The 16,139-nt window shown below is 47.6% G+C and carries 14 protein-coding genes; 7 read left to right on the forward strand and 7 right to left on the reverse strand.

What is annotated here, in order from left to right; genetic code table 11:
- Positions 1–81: 81 nt before the first annotated feature.
- The 6 genes from EDI28_RS14020 to EDI28_RS14045 form a co-directional block, all read right to left on the reverse strand.
- Positions 82–1,002 (reverse strand): hydroxymethylglutaryl-CoA lyase, encoded by a 921-nt coding sequence (locus EDI28_RS14020; RefSeq protein ID WP_128784508.1) that lies wholly within the window; start codon positions 1,000–1,002, stop codon positions 82–84.
- Positions 1,002–3,149 carry an acetyl/propionyl/methylcrotonyl-CoA carboxylase subunit alpha gene (locus EDI28_RS14025; RefSeq protein ID WP_128784509.1) on the reverse strand — a complete coding sequence of 716 codons (2,148 nt, stop codon included), beginning with the start codon at positions 3,147–3,149 and terminating at the stop codon, positions 1,002–1,004. Before EDI28_RS14025 ends, EDI28_RS14020 begins: the two co-directional genes overlap by 1 nt.
- A complete protein-coding gene (locus tag EDI28_RS14030) occupies positions 3,142–4,002 on the reverse strand; it encodes an enoyl-CoA hydratase-related protein (protein WP_128784510.1) in 861 nt (286 codons plus the stop codon). Before EDI28_RS14030 ends, EDI28_RS14025 begins: the two co-directional genes overlap by 8 nt.
- Positions 4,003–4,091: 89 nt before the next feature.
- Positions 4,092–5,714, reverse strand: a complete 1,623-nt coding sequence (locus EDI28_RS14035; RefSeq protein WP_128784511.1) for a carboxyl transferase domain-containing protein — start codon at positions 5,712–5,714, stop codon at positions 4,092–4,094.
- A 12-nt stretch (positions 5,715–5,726) separates the two neighbouring features.
- On the reverse strand, positions 5,727–6,896 hold the full coding sequence (locus EDI28_RS14040; protein WP_128784512.1) for an isovaleryl-CoA dehydrogenase: 1,170 nt from the start codon (positions 6,894–6,896) through the stop codon (positions 5,727–5,729).
- A 64-nt stretch (positions 6,897–6,960) separates the two neighbouring features.
- Positions 6,961–7,338: a MerR family transcriptional regulator gene (locus tag EDI28_RS14045; protein WP_128784513.1), complete on the reverse strand. Its 378-nt coding sequence runs from the start codon at positions 7,336–7,338 to the stop codon at positions 6,961–6,963.
- A gap of 269 nt (positions 7,339–7,607) precedes the next feature.
- On the opposite strand from EDI28_RS14045, the gene EDI28_RS14050 reads away from it, so the two are divergent.
- The 7 genes from EDI28_RS14050 (at position 7,608) to EDI28_RS14080 (ending at position 15,459) form a co-directional block, all read left to right on the forward strand.
- Positions 7,608–8,825, forward strand: coding sequence for a thiolase family protein (locus EDI28_RS14050; protein ID WP_128784514.1), 1,218 nt, complete (start codon positions 7,608–7,610; stop codon positions 8,823–8,825).
- Between the two features lie 57 nt (positions 8,826–8,882).
- Positions 8,883–10,376, forward strand: coding sequence for a CoA-acylating methylmalonate-semialdehyde dehydrogenase (locus EDI28_RS14055; RefSeq protein ID WP_128784515.1), 1,494 nt, complete (start codon positions 8,883–8,885; stop codon positions 10,374–10,376).
- A 59-nt stretch (positions 10,377–10,435) separates the two neighbouring features.
- Complete coding sequence (locus EDI28_RS14060; protein ID WP_128784516.1) at positions 10,436–11,605, forward strand: acyl-CoA dehydrogenase family protein; 1,170 nt, start codon at positions 10,436–10,438, stop codon at positions 11,603–11,605.
- A 46-nt stretch (positions 11,606–11,651) separates the two neighbouring features.
- Entirely contained in the window at positions 11,652–12,434 is a 783-nt protein-coding gene (locus EDI28_RS14065; RefSeq protein ID WP_128784517.1) for an enoyl-CoA hydratase, read from the forward strand.
- 54 nt (positions 12,435–12,488) lie between these two features.
- Complete coding sequence (locus EDI28_RS14070) at positions 12,489–13,682, forward strand: enoyl-CoA hydratase/isomerase family protein (protein WP_233353379.1); 1,194 nt, start codon at positions 12,489–12,491, stop codon at positions 13,680–13,682.
- A gap of 94 nt (positions 13,683–13,776) precedes the next feature.
- Complete coding sequence (gene mmsB / locus EDI28_RS14075; protein WP_128784519.1) at positions 13,777–14,685, forward strand: 3-hydroxyisobutyrate dehydrogenase; 909 nt, start codon at positions 13,777–13,779, stop codon at positions 14,683–14,685.
- A gap of 15 nt (positions 14,686–14,700) precedes the next feature.
- Positions 14,701–15,459: an SDR family oxidoreductase gene (locus EDI28_RS14080; RefSeq protein ID WP_128784520.1), complete on the forward strand. Its 759-nt coding sequence runs from the start codon at positions 14,701–14,703 to the stop codon at positions 15,457–15,459.
- A gap of 164 nt (positions 15,460–15,623) precedes the next feature.
- Here the strand turns inward: EDI28_RS14080 and EDI28_RS14085 are convergent, their stop codons facing one another.
- Positions 15,624–16,139 (reverse strand): NUDIX hydrolase, encoded by a 516-nt coding sequence (locus EDI28_RS14085; protein ID WP_128784521.1) that lies wholly within the window; start codon positions 16,137–16,139, stop codon positions 15,624–15,626.

Here is a 16,139-nt window from a genome sequence, read left to right on the forward strand (position 1 = left end):
ATGGTACTTACTTACTATTGAATAGCGGCATCTCGTTAGTCTTTGACGATGGTTACTATGATCGAAGTAACTGTCGTTCTTTTATTGTTCTTTTAGTCGTTGTTGCCGGGCTTTGATGGCAAGTGAGACTTTTGACGAAGGCAACTTGCCTAGTCGTTGACATATGTCCCAGCCTGCTTCGGCGACTTGGTTTAAATCAATACCGGTTTCGATTCCAAGCCCTTGGCAAAGGTAGATGACATCTTCTGTTGCGACGTTTCCGCTTGCCCCATCGGCATAAGGACAGCCCCCAAGACCGGCTGTGCTACTGTCGATGACACTGACCCCCATGCTGAGTGCTTGGTAAATATTGGCAAGTGCCTGCCCCCAGGTGTCATGGAAGTGCACGGCGAGTTGGTTGATGGGTATGTTTTGGTTTACTGATTCGAGCATTGTAGCTATTCGGAGTGGGGTGCCGGTTCCTATGGTGTCTCCCAACGATACTTCATAACAGCCAAGATCAATCATTTCTCTGGCAACCGACGCCACCTTTTCTGGAGGGGTTGGACCTTCGAAAGGACAGTCAACGACACAAGACAGGTACCCCCTGACAGGAATATTGTATTGTTTGGCTAATAACATCACAGGCTCAAACCGTTTCAGGCTTTCACTTACAGAGCAGTTGATGTTGTGCTGGCTAAATCCTTCCGAGGCTGAGCCAAATATTGCAACGTGATCGATGCCAGACTGAATGGCGAGTTCTAAGCCTTGCTTGTTGGGTGTCAATGCTGAATAAATGATACCCGAAGTGCGTTCGATCTGGGTTATCACAGATTGTGAGTCGGCCATTTGCGGTACCCATTTGGGCGAGACGAATGCACCGGCTTCTATATGCTTGAGGCCTGTTTTTGAAAGTAGATTAATAAAGTTAACTTTGTCGGCTGTTGTCACTCGCTCCTCATTTTGCAGGCCATCTCTGGCACCAACTTCTACAATGGTGACATGTGCTGGTAAAACGGCCATCAGTGACCTCCATTGGTGGTTGATCCTGCCGCGTCGATGCGTAAAAGCATTTCGCCATGCTCGACTTGATCCCCTATGGCAAATAGCACATCTGCAATAGTACCTTCGTAAGGAGCTCTAACTGTGTACTCCATTTTCATGGCTTCAATAATGAGTAGTGGTTGCTCTTTGTCGACGTTATCACCCGGTTGACAAAGAAGAGCTGTGACGATGCCATTAAGTGGTGCTATCGCCTGATTGCCTTCATCTTGTTGCGTATGAAGGTGTTCTGTGTCGTTTCCGATAAGAAAACAATCATGCCAAGTCTGATAATAAACGTGCTTCATTCCCAGACACTCAATTTGAGTAAAGTTGTTCTTTTTACCATCAATTTCGATCTGATAGTCATGGCGGCCTTCAATAACTCGATCAGAAATCAAGTGAAGCACTAGTGGGGTTATGTCATAAGAGTGACCGTTAATTTCTACTCGGGTTAATATGATTTGCTTGGCATCATTCGGTTGATTCTCTAATGTCGGTGGTTGTGCAAAAGGAAACTGAAAAAGAAGTCGGTATCTTTCCCCGTGTGAGTGACTAACGGATACTTCCTGACATGAAGACTGGTTTAAACGCCAATGAATGAAGAAGCCTTCCAGGTGGATTGCCGAAATAGCCGCGAATAAAACAAGCTTTGGGACGGTCAGTGCTTGGGGAGCGTCTGCATTAGTAGCGACAGCATTGAAATCGAAAACCGGCGACAAGTTGTCGTTAAGATCGGCTTGGTACTGCTCTATAAAGTGGGTGTTGATGTTTGCGGTTTTAAACGCTGGATGACTGATAATCTGTTGTAAATAATCGATATTAGTTGCAGGGCCAATCAAGCGATAGTTGGATAGAGCTTGAGATAATGTCGTGATAGCAGAGCTTCTGGTCGTGGCCCATACAATGAGCTTAGACAGCATAGGATCATAAAAAGAGGTGATGGTGTCTCCTTGTAAAATGCCAGAATCAACCCTGACCTTTGTATGTTTGCTTTGTTTGGGTGGTTCTCTTAAGTAATGAATATGACCAGATGATGGAAGAAAATCTTGGCCCGGGTCTTCAGCGTAGATTCTAACTTCAATTGCGTGCCCGTGATGGGTAACTTGTTTTTGGCTAAGCGGTAGTGGTATGCCTTTGGCAACATTTATTTGCCATTCAACCAAATCTTGCCCGGTAATCAGTTCGGTAATTGGATGTTCGACTTGCAGCCGGGTGTTCATTTCCATGAAATAAAACTGACCAGATGCATCTAGCAGAAACTCGACGGTACCTGCGCCGATATAGCCAATTGCTTTTGCGGCCTCTACAGCGGCCTGTCCCATAGCATGCCGAAGGGTTTCCGAAAGCTTTGGAGCTGGCGCCTCTTCAACAATCTTTTGATGTCGACGTTGAATAGAGCAATCACGATCGGAAAGATAGATTGTATTGTTATGCTGATCGGCAAATACCTGAACTTCAATGTGCCTGGGGCCGACAAGGTATTTCTCAATTAGCAGCAGGTCATCCCCGAATGATGCTCGAGCTTCACGTTTGGCACTGGCTATAGCTTCGGGCATCTCAGTTGCTGATTCGACAATCCTCATCCCTTTTCCACCACCACCAAGCGCCGCTTTGAGCAGAACAGGGTAGCCAATTTGGTTGGCCGTGGCTGATAATATTTCTACTGTATTGTCTTCACCATGGTATCCGGGGATTAACGGGACGTGGGCTCGTTCCATAATCGTTTTGGCATCTGATTTAGAACTCATCGCTTTCATTGCAGTAGCTGGGGGACCGATAAATATCAAGTCATTGCTAAGGCAGGCCTCGGCAAATGACGTATTTTCTGACAGGAACCCATAGCCCGGGTGAATAGCATCGGCTGCCAGTGTTTTTGCTGCATCGATAATCCGTGGAATATTGAGGTAGGAGTTCGCCACTGGTGGTGTGCCAACCAGAACAGCGTAATCGGCCATTTTGACATGCTTTGCTTGTCTATCCGCTTCAGAGTATATGGCAATGGTTTCTATGCCCATCTTTTTGGCTGTCTCTATGATCCTACAAGCAATTTCCCCTCGGTTGGCGATAAGCAGGCGGGTGATGTCCACTGGTGCCGTGACCACTTTTGCTTCCGTAATCTTACTCATTCTTGATGCTCCATGCTGGTGGTCGTTTGGTAAAAAAAGCCTCAAGTCCTTCTTGCCCTTCGGGTGAGACACGTATGTCGGCTATCAGTGCACTGGTCTTCTTTTTTAGTTCTGAATCTATATTGTGGCTATCACACAATTGGCACAGTTTCTTGGCCTGTGCCAACGCTGCCGGACTATTGTTCAGTAGTTGGTTTGTGAGTTGGGAGAGAAGCTCTCTTGCTTCTTTGGGGGAGTTTGTCATTTTGTGAATAATGCCGAGTTGATGTGCGGTATCGGCATCAAAACATTCTGCAGTCAGCATGTAGCGCCGAGCTTGCCGCTGTCCGATAGTTCGGCACATATAAGGCCCTATGGTAGCAGGGATCAGGCCAAGCTTAACTTCACTGAGGCAGAACAGAGCTTCACTATCCGAAATCGCTATATCGCAACAGCAAATTAGTCCCAGGGCTCCTCCAAATGCACTTCCGTGAACGTGAGCAATAGTCGGAGCTGGAAAGTTATCAAGTTTAAATAACAACTCAGCCAGCTTAAGGGCATCAGATTTATTCTCATCAACAGTTTTACTTGCCATCGACTTCATCCATTGCAAATCGGCACCGGCAGAAAAGTGCTTGCCATTGGCGCTAAGGATAAGCCCTCTAATTATATGGCGTTGTTTTAGCTGGGAAAGGAAGCAAAGTAAGGTATTGATCATATCGGCATCAAATGCATTATGTTTGCTGGTTCGGTTCAATGTTATGTTGGCAATACCTGCTTTGCTAATTGTGCACAATACATTAGCGTCGGGCTTGATATGCAAGGTTTCAGTCTGTTGGCTATTCTGGCTAGTTCCATATTGATGCTGGCTCATGTTTATCTCCTTTGATGGCCTTAGTCAGACGAATGTCTCCTGACACATTTCAAAACTGTCCAGAAACTCTTCGGAAGATCTTTCAATAATCACATCCGGAAAATACCAAACTGACTTTCGGGTATTGGTGCTCTCAGTGACGCTGATAAAGCGATACCGACGATATCCCGTGTTTGCCGGGGATCAATAATGCCGTCATCCCATAGTCTGGCACTGGCATAGTAGGGCGAGCCTTGTTCTTCATATATTTCGCGGATAGGTTGTTTAAAAGCGGCTTCTTCGTCTTCTGTCCAGGCCAGGCCTTTGCGCGCTTTGATATCGCGGGTCACTTGTGCCATAACGCCAGCAGCCTGATCGCCACCCATAACGGAAATCCGGGCATTGGGCCACATCCACATCATTGTTGGGTTGTAGGCTCGCCCGCACATGCCATAATTTCCGGCTCCGTATGATCCACCGATAATCACCGTAAATTTGGGTACGTCGGCACAGGACACGGCCATCACCATTTTTGCGCCGTGTTTGGCAATTCCCTCAGATTCATATTTTTTCCCTACCATGAAGCCGGTAATGTTTTGCAGGAACAGCAAGGGGATTTTTCGTTTAGCGCAGAGTTCGATGAAATGCGCTCCTTTTTGGGCAGATTCTGAAAATAAAATACCGTTGTTGGCAACGATGCCGATGGGGTGTCCGTATAGTTTGGAAAAGCCACAGACAAGCGTATCGCCATATAAAGCCTTGAATTCATCAAATGCAGAATCATCCACAATGCGAGCGATAACTTCCTTGATATCTATGGGCTTTCGCAAATCGGTGCCGACAATGCCAAAGAGATCCTCGGAAGAGTAGCGGGGTGGCAGGACGTGACCTTGACCTTGCTCTCGACCATGACTCTCGGGTTGAATGTCAAGGTGACAGCTGGCAATTGCTTGCCGGGTAAGTTCGAGTGCATGATGCTCGTTTTGAGCGAGATAGTCTGCGACGCCGGAGGTTTTACAGTGAACATCCGCACCACCGAGTTCTTCGGCCGAGACAATTTCACCAGTTGCAGCTTTAACAAGGGGAGGCCCTGCGAGAAAAATTGTACCTTGTTGTTTGACGATAATCGAAATATCGGCCATCGCGGGGACATATGCGCCACCAGCCGTACATAATCCGAGAACGACGGCAATTTGTGGGATCCCTTTGGCTGACATTCGTGCCTGATTGAAAAAAATTCTACCAAAATGATCTCGGTCGGGAAAAACCTCGGCCTGATGAGGCAGGTTGGCACCTCCGGAATCGACGAGGTAAATGCAGGGCAAATGGCATCGCTCGGCGATTTCTTGTGCTCTGAGGTGCTTTTTAACAGTCAGGGGGTAATATGTACCGCCTTTAACCGTTGGGTCATTGGCAATCACCATGCACTCAATCCCTTCGACCCGACCAATCCCGGCAACGACACCAGCGCAAGGGATCTCCTCATCGTAAACCTGCCAAGCGGCGAACTGTCCGATTTCGAGAAATGGGCTTCCGGGATCCAATACCACGTCAATTCTTTGTCTGACGGGGAGTTTCCCTTTTTCTTTCTGTCGTGAAGTCGCGGGCTCTCCGCCACCTTGCAGAAGGTGGTGAACATGAGAATGAAGCTCGTCGACCAGCTCAGCCATGTTCTGCTGGTTTAGCTTGAATTGGGGTTCATTGGTATGAACATGGGTTTGAATAATTGCCATCAAGCATCGTCCTTACTTTGATTCTTGGAATAGTTCCCTTCCGATAAGCATCCGGCGAATTTCTGAAGTCCCAGCTCCAATTTCATACAGTTTGGCATCTCTGAGCAGTCGTCCGGCTGGAAATTCGTTGATATAGCCGTTACCACCAAGAAGCTGGATGGTATCTAATGCCAATTGTGTTGCCAGTTCAGCACTGTAAAGAATGACGCCTGCCGCATCTTTTCTTGTACTCTCGCCTCGGTCACAAGCTGCCGCAACAGCGTAAACATAGGCACGAGCTGCATTGGTCCGGGTATACATATCGGCAACCTTGGCCTGAACAAGCTGGAATTCGCCAATTGACTGACCGAACTGTTTTCGGTCATGGATGTAGGGAATGACGAGATCAAGGCAGGCCCGCATGATCCCCAAAGGCCCGGCAGCTAGGACGACACGCTCATAATCCAGTCCGCTCATCAGAACGTTGACGCCTTTGTTCAGTTCGCCAAGTAGATTTTTGGCTGGTACCTTGCAGTCTTGAAATACCAGTTCACAGGTGTTGGAGCCACGCATGCCGAGTTTGTCGAGTTTTTGCGCATGGCTGAAACCAACGAAATCTCGCTCAACGATGAAAGCTGAAATCCCGTGCGATCCTGATTCTGGCTCTGTTTTTGCGTATACAACAAACGTCTGGGCATCTGGTCCGTTTGTGATCCACATTTTGCTACCGTTGAGGATGAAGTTGTCACCTAGGCGTTCAGCTTTTAGCTGCATACTAACAACATCCGATCCGGCATTGGGTTCACTCATCGCGAGGGCGCCGACATGCTTGCCTGTAATTAATGGGGGTAGATATTTTGCTTTTTGCTCAGGCGACCCATTGCGATAGATTTGGTTGACGCACAGATTGGAATGCGCACCGTAGCTCAAACCGACAGAAGCCGATGCCCGGCTAATCTCTTCCATGGCTATAACATGAGCTAGGTACCCCATGTTGGCACCGCCATATTCCTCGCTAACCGTAACACCAAGCAGGCCCATTTCCCCCATGAGTGTCCAGAGCTGATTGGGAAACTGATTGTCTTGATCTGCTTGTGATGCAAGAGGAGCGATAGCTTCGCAGGCAAAGTTGTTCACTTGTTCGCGGAGCATGCCGAGTGTTTCATCAAGGCCAAAATTGAGGGGAGTAAACAGATCTTTCATAACATCTCCGGGTTAGACCAAGTTGCGATGAACTTCTGTAATGCCAGTAGGATATAGCCCGTAGTCAGTGGGCCTCTGAGCTGTTTAACGCTTGGTGACAACGTGCCTTGGCAACCTTTAACTCATTAAGTACAACGTTAATGTCATCTAGCTGGCGTTGCAGGGTGGCTTGTTTGTCATCAATTATCCTCAGCATTTCATTAAGCTGAGTATGACTTTGATTGGTGTCGTAGAGCTCAAACAGTTCACGAATTTCTGCCAATGCAAAGCCGAGTCGTTTGCCTCTTAAAATGAGTTTCAGCCTTATTTTGTCACGGTGTCTGTAAACTCGGGTGTTGCCGTTTCTTGATGGATGTAGCAGACCGACATCTTCATAAAACCGAATACTTCGGGTTGTGATATCGAACTCTTTTGCCAACTCACTGATTTTGAAAGTCTCCACCTTAAAATCTCCTCCAGGAGTGGACTCATTTGATGATGAAGCCATCAATTGTCGCGTCTGATATTTGGTATCAATCTGCGGCTACATCTGCCAATCATGTTGTAGGTATGCTTGCCGTTACAATTACGGGTGTGACTACTTTGTTTCTTAACGTTTACGTAAATGTTAGTGCTATGCTTACGTAAACGTCAAGAAATTGGGTCGGCTCTGATTATCTTTGAAGGGCTTCAGTTTTAACTGTTATTGCTGTCTTCAGAGAGGGCGAAGTAATGGATAAAAACGTTTGGATTGTAGCTGCGCGCCGTACCGCACTTGGGAGTTTTCAGGGGCAGTTTTCCACGTATTCAGCACCCGAATTAGGTCAGTGTGCTATTCGTGGGGTGCTGGAAGATATTGATCTTGCTCCGTCACTCATTGATGAGGTTTTTATGGGCTGCGTGTTGTCGGCAGGCTGTGGGCAGGCGCCGGCACGGCAAGCAGCTTTGGGGGCTGGGTTACCTTATTCAGTTGGCTGCACCACGGTGAACAAAGTGTGTGGTTCCGGAATGAAGTCTGTCATGCTCGCAAGTGATTTAATTCGTGCAGGTAGTGTCCAGGCAGTGATTGCGGGTGGAATGGAGAGCATGACCAATGCCCCATACTTACAAAAAGAAGCACGAAGCGGGATGCGATTAGGTCACCGTACTGTCTATGACCATATGTTTCTTGATGGCCTGCAGGACGCCTATGAAGGGCATTTAATGGGGGTTTATGCTCAGCAAGTGGCGGATAAACTAGGGTTTACACGCGAACAAATGGATCAGTGGGCAGCTATGTCCGTTGAACGCGCTGTCGATGCGCAGCGTAGACATGCCTTTGACAGTGAAATCACTCCTCTAAAGAAAGAATGCCAGCAAGGTGTTCTGCTTCTTTCCCAAGATGAGCATCCAGGCGAGATTAACGTTGATAAGATTCCCGCCCTCAAACCGGCCTTTGCCAAAAATGGCACTATTACGGCGGCCAATTCAAGCTCTATTTCTGACGGGGCGGCGGCCCTGTTAATAATGGATGGGGATCTTGCAAATCAACAGGGTTTTATGCCGCTTGCCATAATAAAAGGTCACGCAACCCATGCTCGGGATCCTGCTGAATTTACCATTGCACCAGTTTCGGCTATCCGCCAGCTTCTCTCTGATCTTGAATGGTCTGTTGAAGATGTTGAGTTGTGGGAAATCAACGAAGCCTTTGCGGTTGTAACTCAAATAGCCGTTCAGGAGCTGGGGCTGGATGCTACCAGGGTTAATGTCCATGGTGGAGCCTGTGCGCTAGGTCATCCGATTGGAGCTAGTGGGGCTAGAATTCTCGTAACACTGATTCATGCACTGAAGCAAAGGCAAAAAGACATTACCGAAGCTCATTCCTTGAAGGGAGTTGCCTCGTTATGTATCGGGGGAGGAGAAGCTACGGCGATTGCGATCGAAGTTCCTGGTTTTGGAAGTCCTGTTTAATGCTTTCCACTATAAATCCTCTATTTATATAGGGTGGTAGCGCCCTGAGGAGCAACTATGAACCAACATGTTCCTTTGTATATCGATGGTAAGTTTCGCCAGTCACAATCATTGCAATGGGTGGATGTAACCAACCCAGCAAAAAATACCGTGATTGCCAAGTTGCCTTGTGCAACAGAGGATGAAATTGAAGAGGCTGTTTCCAGTGCCTACGAGGCGTTCAAGTCCTGGAAAGAGGTGCCAGTACCCGAGCGAGCTCGGCTAATGCTGAATTATCAGCATTTACTAAAAACGCATCACGACGAGATAGCCACATTGCTTTCAAGCGAGACCGGTAAAATTTTTGCCGATGCAAAAGGAGATGTGTGGCGAGGCATTGAAGTGGTTGAACAGGCAGCCAATATTGCCAGCTTAATGATGGGTGAAACTGTTGAGAATGTAGCAACAGATATTGATACATACTCTATCTTGCAACCGTTGGGAGTATGCAGTGGGATCACCCCGTTTAATTTCCCGGCGATGATCCCGCTGTGGATGTTTCCATTGGCTATTGCTGCGGGTAACACCTTCGTGCTGAAACCGTCTGATCAAGTACCACTTACGTCAATTCGACTGGCAGAACTGTTTGAACAGGCCGGTGCACCAAAAGGTGTACTGCAGATAATCCATGGTCAAAGAGAGCAGGTAGACTACTTGCTTACCCATCCTAATATCAGAACCGTTTCTTTTGTCGGCTCTGTTCCTGTTGCACGCCATATCTACCAAACCGGGACTCACCACCTGAAACGTGTACAGGCATTCGCAGGCGCCAAAAATCATATGGTCGTGATGCCGGATGCTAACAAAGAGCAGGTGATTAATAACCTTGTGGGGTCATCTGTAGGTGCCGCCGGCCAGCGATGTATGGCGATTTCAGTTGCTGTGCTTGTCGACGGTGCGAAAGAGTGGATTCCCGAATTAAAACAGGCTATGGCAAAAATTCATCCAGGCGCCTGGGATGATGAGGCTGCTGGTTATGGTCCGTTGATTAGCCAGAAGGCCAAAGATCGGGTATTACGTCTGATTCGGGAAGGGAAAGAGCAAGGCGCAGTGTGTGGGTTAGACGGTAGCCATTGTGATGTTGAGGGTTATCCCGATGGGAATTGGGTTGGGCCTACACTGTTCAGTGGCGTGACGACGGATATGTCGATTTATCAGGAGGAAATATTCGGGCCAGTGCTGATCTGTATTGAGGTTGATACCCTTGAAGAGGCTATTTCCCTTGTTAATGCCAACCCTTATGGCAACGGTACCTCCATCTTTACTGCTAGTGGCGCTGCTGCGCGCAAGTATCAACATGATATTCAGGTCGGCCAGGTGGGTATTAATGTTCCTATTCCTGTGCCATTGCCTTTTTTCTCGTTCACCGGGTGGAGGGGGAGCTTTTACGGCGATCTCCATGCGTATGGTAAGCAGGCGGTGCGTTTCTATACCGAAACAAAGACTGTCACTTCTCGCTGGTTTGATGATGATATTCCAACCGGACCAAACTTAACGATCCACTTGCGTTAAGAGCAAAGTGTTAAGAGAGAGGTTAAGAAAGGGCTAAGGAAAAGTGAAGGGAGAAGCTAATGGACTTTGAGTTGAATGAAGAACAGCGGGCTTTTGCTGAAACTGCTCATCAGTTTGCCAGTGAGCGATTAGCGCCGTTGGCTGCTGAATGGGATGAGAAACAAATCTTTCCTAAAGACATGTTAAGAGAAGCGGGCGAGCTGGGCTTTTTGAGCTTATACGTCCCGCAAGAACAAGGAGGCCTTGGTCTCAGCCGGCTTGACGCATCAATTATATTTGAACAGCTTGCAATGGGGTGTACTTCGACGACAGCGTTTATGACTATTCATAATATGGTTTGCTGGATGATTGCCTCATTTGCGACGGAGCAGGCGAAAGTACATTACTGTCCTAAGCTACTGACCGGTGAATGGTTGGCTTCTTATTGTCTGACCGAAGCCAATGCTGGATCAGATGCTGCATCACTAACAACGAGTGCTGTAAAAAAGGGTGACCACTATATTCTTAACGGTGCCAAGGCGTTTATTTCCGGAGCCGGTGAGACTGACGTGCTGGTGGTAATGGCAAGGACTGGCGGTGAGGGAAATAAGGCTACCGGAGCAAGTGGTATTTCTGCCTTTATTGTTCCGGCAGAGGCTGGTGGAATTAGCTATGGACGGAAAGAGCTCAAAATGGGTTGGAACAGCCAGCCGACTCGTGCCGTGACGTTTGAAAATGTAGAAGTGCCTGCAACTAACCTGCTTGGTGATGAAGGGGAAGGGTTTAAGTTTGCCATGAAGGGGCTAGATGGCGGTCGGATTAATATTGCGACCTGTTCTATAGGTACTGCCCAGCAGGCACTTGATCAAGCAAAGCAATACGTTACTGAGCGTAAGCAGTTTGGTCGGGCTTTGTCTCAGTTCCAGTCTGTTCAGTTTAAACTTGCTGATATGGCAACGGAGCTGGTTGCAGCCAGACAGCTGGTTCGCTACGCCTCTAGCAAGCTTGACCGAAGAGATCCGGAAGCAACCGCATACTGCGCGATGGCGAAACGATTTGCAACAGATATTGGGTTCAAGGTCTGTGATGAGGCTCTTCAGTTATATGGCGGATACGGTTATATCAAAGAGTATCCGTTGGAACGACATTTTCGTGACGTACGTGTTCACCAGATATTGGAAGGAACCAATGAGATCATGAGGCTCATTATTTCACGCCGGGTACTGACAGAGGGAACAGAGTTGCTCTAATTCAATCTGATGCGGTTTTAATCCAATAATCACAAAGGAAGCCATTATGCCTGACGACAATGCGATTTTGGTCGACATCGACAGCCATGTTGCCGTGCTTACCATGAATAATGCGCCAGCCAATACCTGGACGGCAGAAAGCCTGATACAGCTTAGAAAGATAATCGAAATCTTGAACAAAGATAAAAATGTTTACGCCTTGGTAATCACAGGCCAGGGGGAAAAGTTTTTCTCTGCGGGTGCCGATCTAAAATTGTTCGCAAATGGTGATAAGGCCATTGCTGTCGAAATGGCTCAGTGTTTTGGTAGGGCATTTGAAACCTTGTCGGCCTTCCGTGGGGTATCTATCGCTGCGATTAATGGCTTCGCCATGGGAGGCGGGCTTGAAGTTGCATTGGCCTGTGATATTCGAATAGCAGAGGCGCATGTCGAAATGGCACTGCCAGAAGCCAAGGTCGGTTTGTTGCCTTGCGCTGGAGGGACACAGAACCTTACTTGGCTTGTGGGGGAAGGTTGGGCTAAGCGGATGATATTGTGCGGGGAAAGGGTGAACGCCTCTCAAGGGCTTGAAATTGGTTTGGTCGAAGAAGTTGTTGCATCCGGACAAGGGCTTGAGGTTGCAATGAAAGTCGCCGGTTCTGTTGCCAATCAGTCTCCCTCATCAGTGAGCGCGTGTAAGCAGCTGATCCAAAATTGCCGACAAGCCCCTCTCGAGCATGGTTTGATGAAAGAACGTGAATTGTTCGTTCAGTTATTTGACACGGAAGATCAAACGGAAGGTGTCAATGCGTTTTTGGAAAAGCGCCCTCCTCAGTGGAAGAACAAGTAACCTGATAATGAGATAACTTGAAAATAGATGCTTGGTAAAGCGAGGGGTGGCGAAGTGGAGATTGGCAAAGTAAATTTTAGTGAGTTGGATTGCACCTTCGGAGGGAAAATTGGTGTCGCTGAGTTAGATAATCCAGCCTCACTCAATGCACTGACATTGGATATGCTCAAACAGCTAAAGGCAAAGTTGGAGCAATGGGAAAGCAATGAGCATATTGTTTGCATTTTTTTGCATAGTGTTGGTGATAAGGCGTTTTGTGCCGGCGGTGACGTACGTACTATGTATCAAATGATGCACGCTGCGTCTGAACTAAAAGAACCAGCAGATGATGCAGCAAAGAATTTTCTCACTGACTATTTTACTGTTGAGTACGGCTGCGACTATCTGATTCATCGTTATAGCAAGCCTGTGATTGTCTGGGGAGAGGGGATAATCATGGGGGGCGGTATGGGGCTGTATATTGGTGCGAGCCATCGAGTAACAACGCCATCTTCTCGTCTGGCAATGCCCGAGATCAGTATCGGGTTATATCCTGATGTCGGCGGCACTTGGTTTCTCAACCATCTTCCTTCCGGTATCGGGCTTTTCCTCGGCCTGACAGGCGCTCAGATCAATGCCAGCGATGCGCTCGGCTTAGAGCTAACGGAGCATGTATTGATGCCTGCTGAAAAGCAGCTTGTGCTTGATAAGTTACAGGGTAGCACTTGGTTGGTAGGTGAAGACAATCATTCTCTAAACGATGCTAAGATCCATACTCAGAATCACACCCAGAACCACGCTATTATTACCGAGCTACTGAGAGGCCAAGAGCAAGCTGCTATCTCTCACTATCCTGCCAGTCAGATGAACCCTTATTACTCCCAAATCCTGGCGGCCTGTATTGGTTCTAGTTTAGCGGAAGTATATCGACAGATTGAAGCGATAAATGGTGTGGGCCGGTGGCTTGAACAAGCAAAAAAAACACTAAGAGAAGGAAGCTCGATCTCGGCTAGCATTTGCTTTAGGCAGATCACTCAGTATCAGCACTTGTCGCTGGAAGACTGCTTCCGGCTTGAACTGAGTCTTTCTGTCAGAAGCGGCTTGCTGGGGGAGTTTGAAGAAGGTGTCAGAGCAAGGTTGATTGATAAGTGCGGTCAACCTAACTGGATGTACAGAACACCTGAAGATGTTGAACAGAGTGTGATAGACGCGCTGTTTACGTCGTTGTGGACAGAGCAAGAACACCCATTAGCCAAATTAGGGACCTAGTATTTAGTGCCGAATACTTTTTGGTATCCAATATGTAGATTTCTAGCACCAATCATGATCTGAACCCACATTACAGCCATACAGGAGATTTGCCATGAACACCATTGCGTTTATCGGGTTGGGTAACATGGGTAGCCCAATGGCCAAAAATTTATTGCAAGCAGGTTGTAAGGTTAGAGTCTTTGATTTAAATGCAGATGCAGCGAAGCAGCTTGAAAGTGACGGTGCTTACGTTGCAGCATCGCCAGAAGAGGTTGTGAAAGGCGTAGATACTGTTATCACAATGCTTCCTGCTGGCGAGCATGTCCGTGCAGTGTATCTTGGTGATCATCATGGCGGTGTCGGTCTGCTCAATCTTGTTTCTGAACACACCTTTTTGATTGATTCCTCAACGATAGATCCTGCATCCGCTCGTCTGGTGGCAGCAGAGGCAACCAAAAAGGGCTTGGACTTTGTTGATGCGCCTGTTTCAGGTGGGGTTGCAGGAGCGAAAGCCGCAACTCTTACTTTTATTGTTGGCGGTACAGATGAAGGGTTTGAGGCAGCACGGAACATCCTAAAATATGTGGGAAAAAATATTTTCCATGCTGGCAAAGCCGGGGATGGGCAAATGGCTAAAATCTGCAACAATCTAATGTTGGGGATTTTGATGTCAGGTACGTGTGAGGCGCTGAGTCTGGGTATTGATAACGGTCTTGATCCAAAGGTTCTTTCAGACATTATGCTGCAAAGTTCTGGACGAAACTGGACATTGGAACTGTATAACCCTTGCCCGGGAGTGATGGAAAGTGTACCTGCCAATAACGCCTATCAACCCGGTTTTATGAGCAAGTTGATGCTAAAAGATCTTGGTTTAGGCGTTGATGCAGCATTGCATAGCCAGTCGGCTATCCCTATGGGGACATTGGCTCGTAATCTATACGCCTTTCACAATGCAAGAGGCAATGAGCTGCTGGATTTCTCCAGTATGTTCGAGTTTTATCGCGAAAAGAATAAGCGTTGATAAATTGGGGGGCATATGGATTTGAAGCAAAGTGTAATCGCTATTACGGGAGCCGGACAGGGACTGGGCCAAATGATGGCCGTAACGTTGGCACAAGCAGGAGCCGATCTTGCACTCATTGATGTGAATGACAGTAGTTTGAAGCAAACCCAGGTACAATGCCAAATGTTGAGTGCGAAGGCCCTGACCTACAAAGTTGATGTGACTAATGAAGCTGAGGTTGAGAGGGGTTTTGTAAAGATTGTTGATGATTTTGGCCAGTTAAACGGTCTTATCAATAATGCTGGAGTACTACGTGATGGTTTGCTGGTCAAACAAAAGGAAGGGGGTCTGAGTAAGATGTCGCTTGAGCAGTTCAATACTGTGATAGATGTAAATGTGACAGGGACATTCCTTTGTGGACGTGAGGCGGCTTTGCAGATGATCACATCCGATAGCCAGGGAGTGATCATCAATATTTCAAGTGTAGCCCGGGCGGGGAATATTGGGCAGACCAATTATTCAGCTTCAAAAGCAGCTGTGGCAACAATGGCGGTATGCTGGGCTAAAGAACTTGGGCGCTATGGTATTCGCTCGGCGGCTATTGCGCCGGGCATTGTACAGACTGCGATGGCGGATCAATTAAAACCAGAAGCGATTGACCGGCTGAAAAAAATGATCCCTGTTGGTCGGATGGGAGAAGCGAGTGAAATCGCAGATGCTGTTAAGTATATTCTGGAAAATGATTACTTCACCGGCAGGGTGCTGGAAGTCGACGGCGGCATGAGGATGTAGCTCTAGTTTCATCGAAAGGATTGTTATAGAACGTGTTGGTATAGAAAGCAAAACGCCTGATTCTATGTCAGGCGTTAGAGCGGCTCTAGTTAGCTGGTGGGCAAGGTGCCACAACCTAGGTTGAATATCGAGTATTTGTTTTCGGGAGTATCTGTGACTCACGACTAAAGGAACTTCAGCGTACGTGCTTTTAAAAATGCTGACAGCGTCTTTGAGTCCTGAATCTCCCCATTTGCTACTTTCGCTTCAAATTCTTGGATGGAAAGTGTGACAACCTCTATGATCTCGTCATCATCCAGTTCTCCGTCACATTCTGACAACTCTTTGGCAAGGAAAAGGTACTGAACTTCATCACAAAAACCCGGAACAGGGAGCAATTCACCAAGGTTTTGCCATTGCTCAGCTTGTAGCTGAACTTCTTCAGCCAGCTCTCGTTTTGCACAGGCCGGAATATCTTCCTGGCTTTCGAGTGTTCCTGCTGGGAACTCCAAGATCCACTTTTGAATGGCGGGACGGTATTGACGGACCATCACGAGTTCACCACCATCGGTCACAGGGACGATAACTACGGCACCTGGATGTTTGACTGTCGTAAACTCTATATGTCGGCCATCGGGCAAAGTTTGTGTCGTCTGCTCGACAGAAAAGCATTTCCATTGGCACAGCGTTTTCGTTTTCAT

It is taken from the genome of Photobacterium chitinilyticum, from assembly GCF_004104355.1.
Taxonomy (GTDB): Bacteria; Pseudomonadota; Gammaproteobacteria; order Enterobacterales; family Vibrionaceae; genus Photobacterium; species Photobacterium chitinilyticum.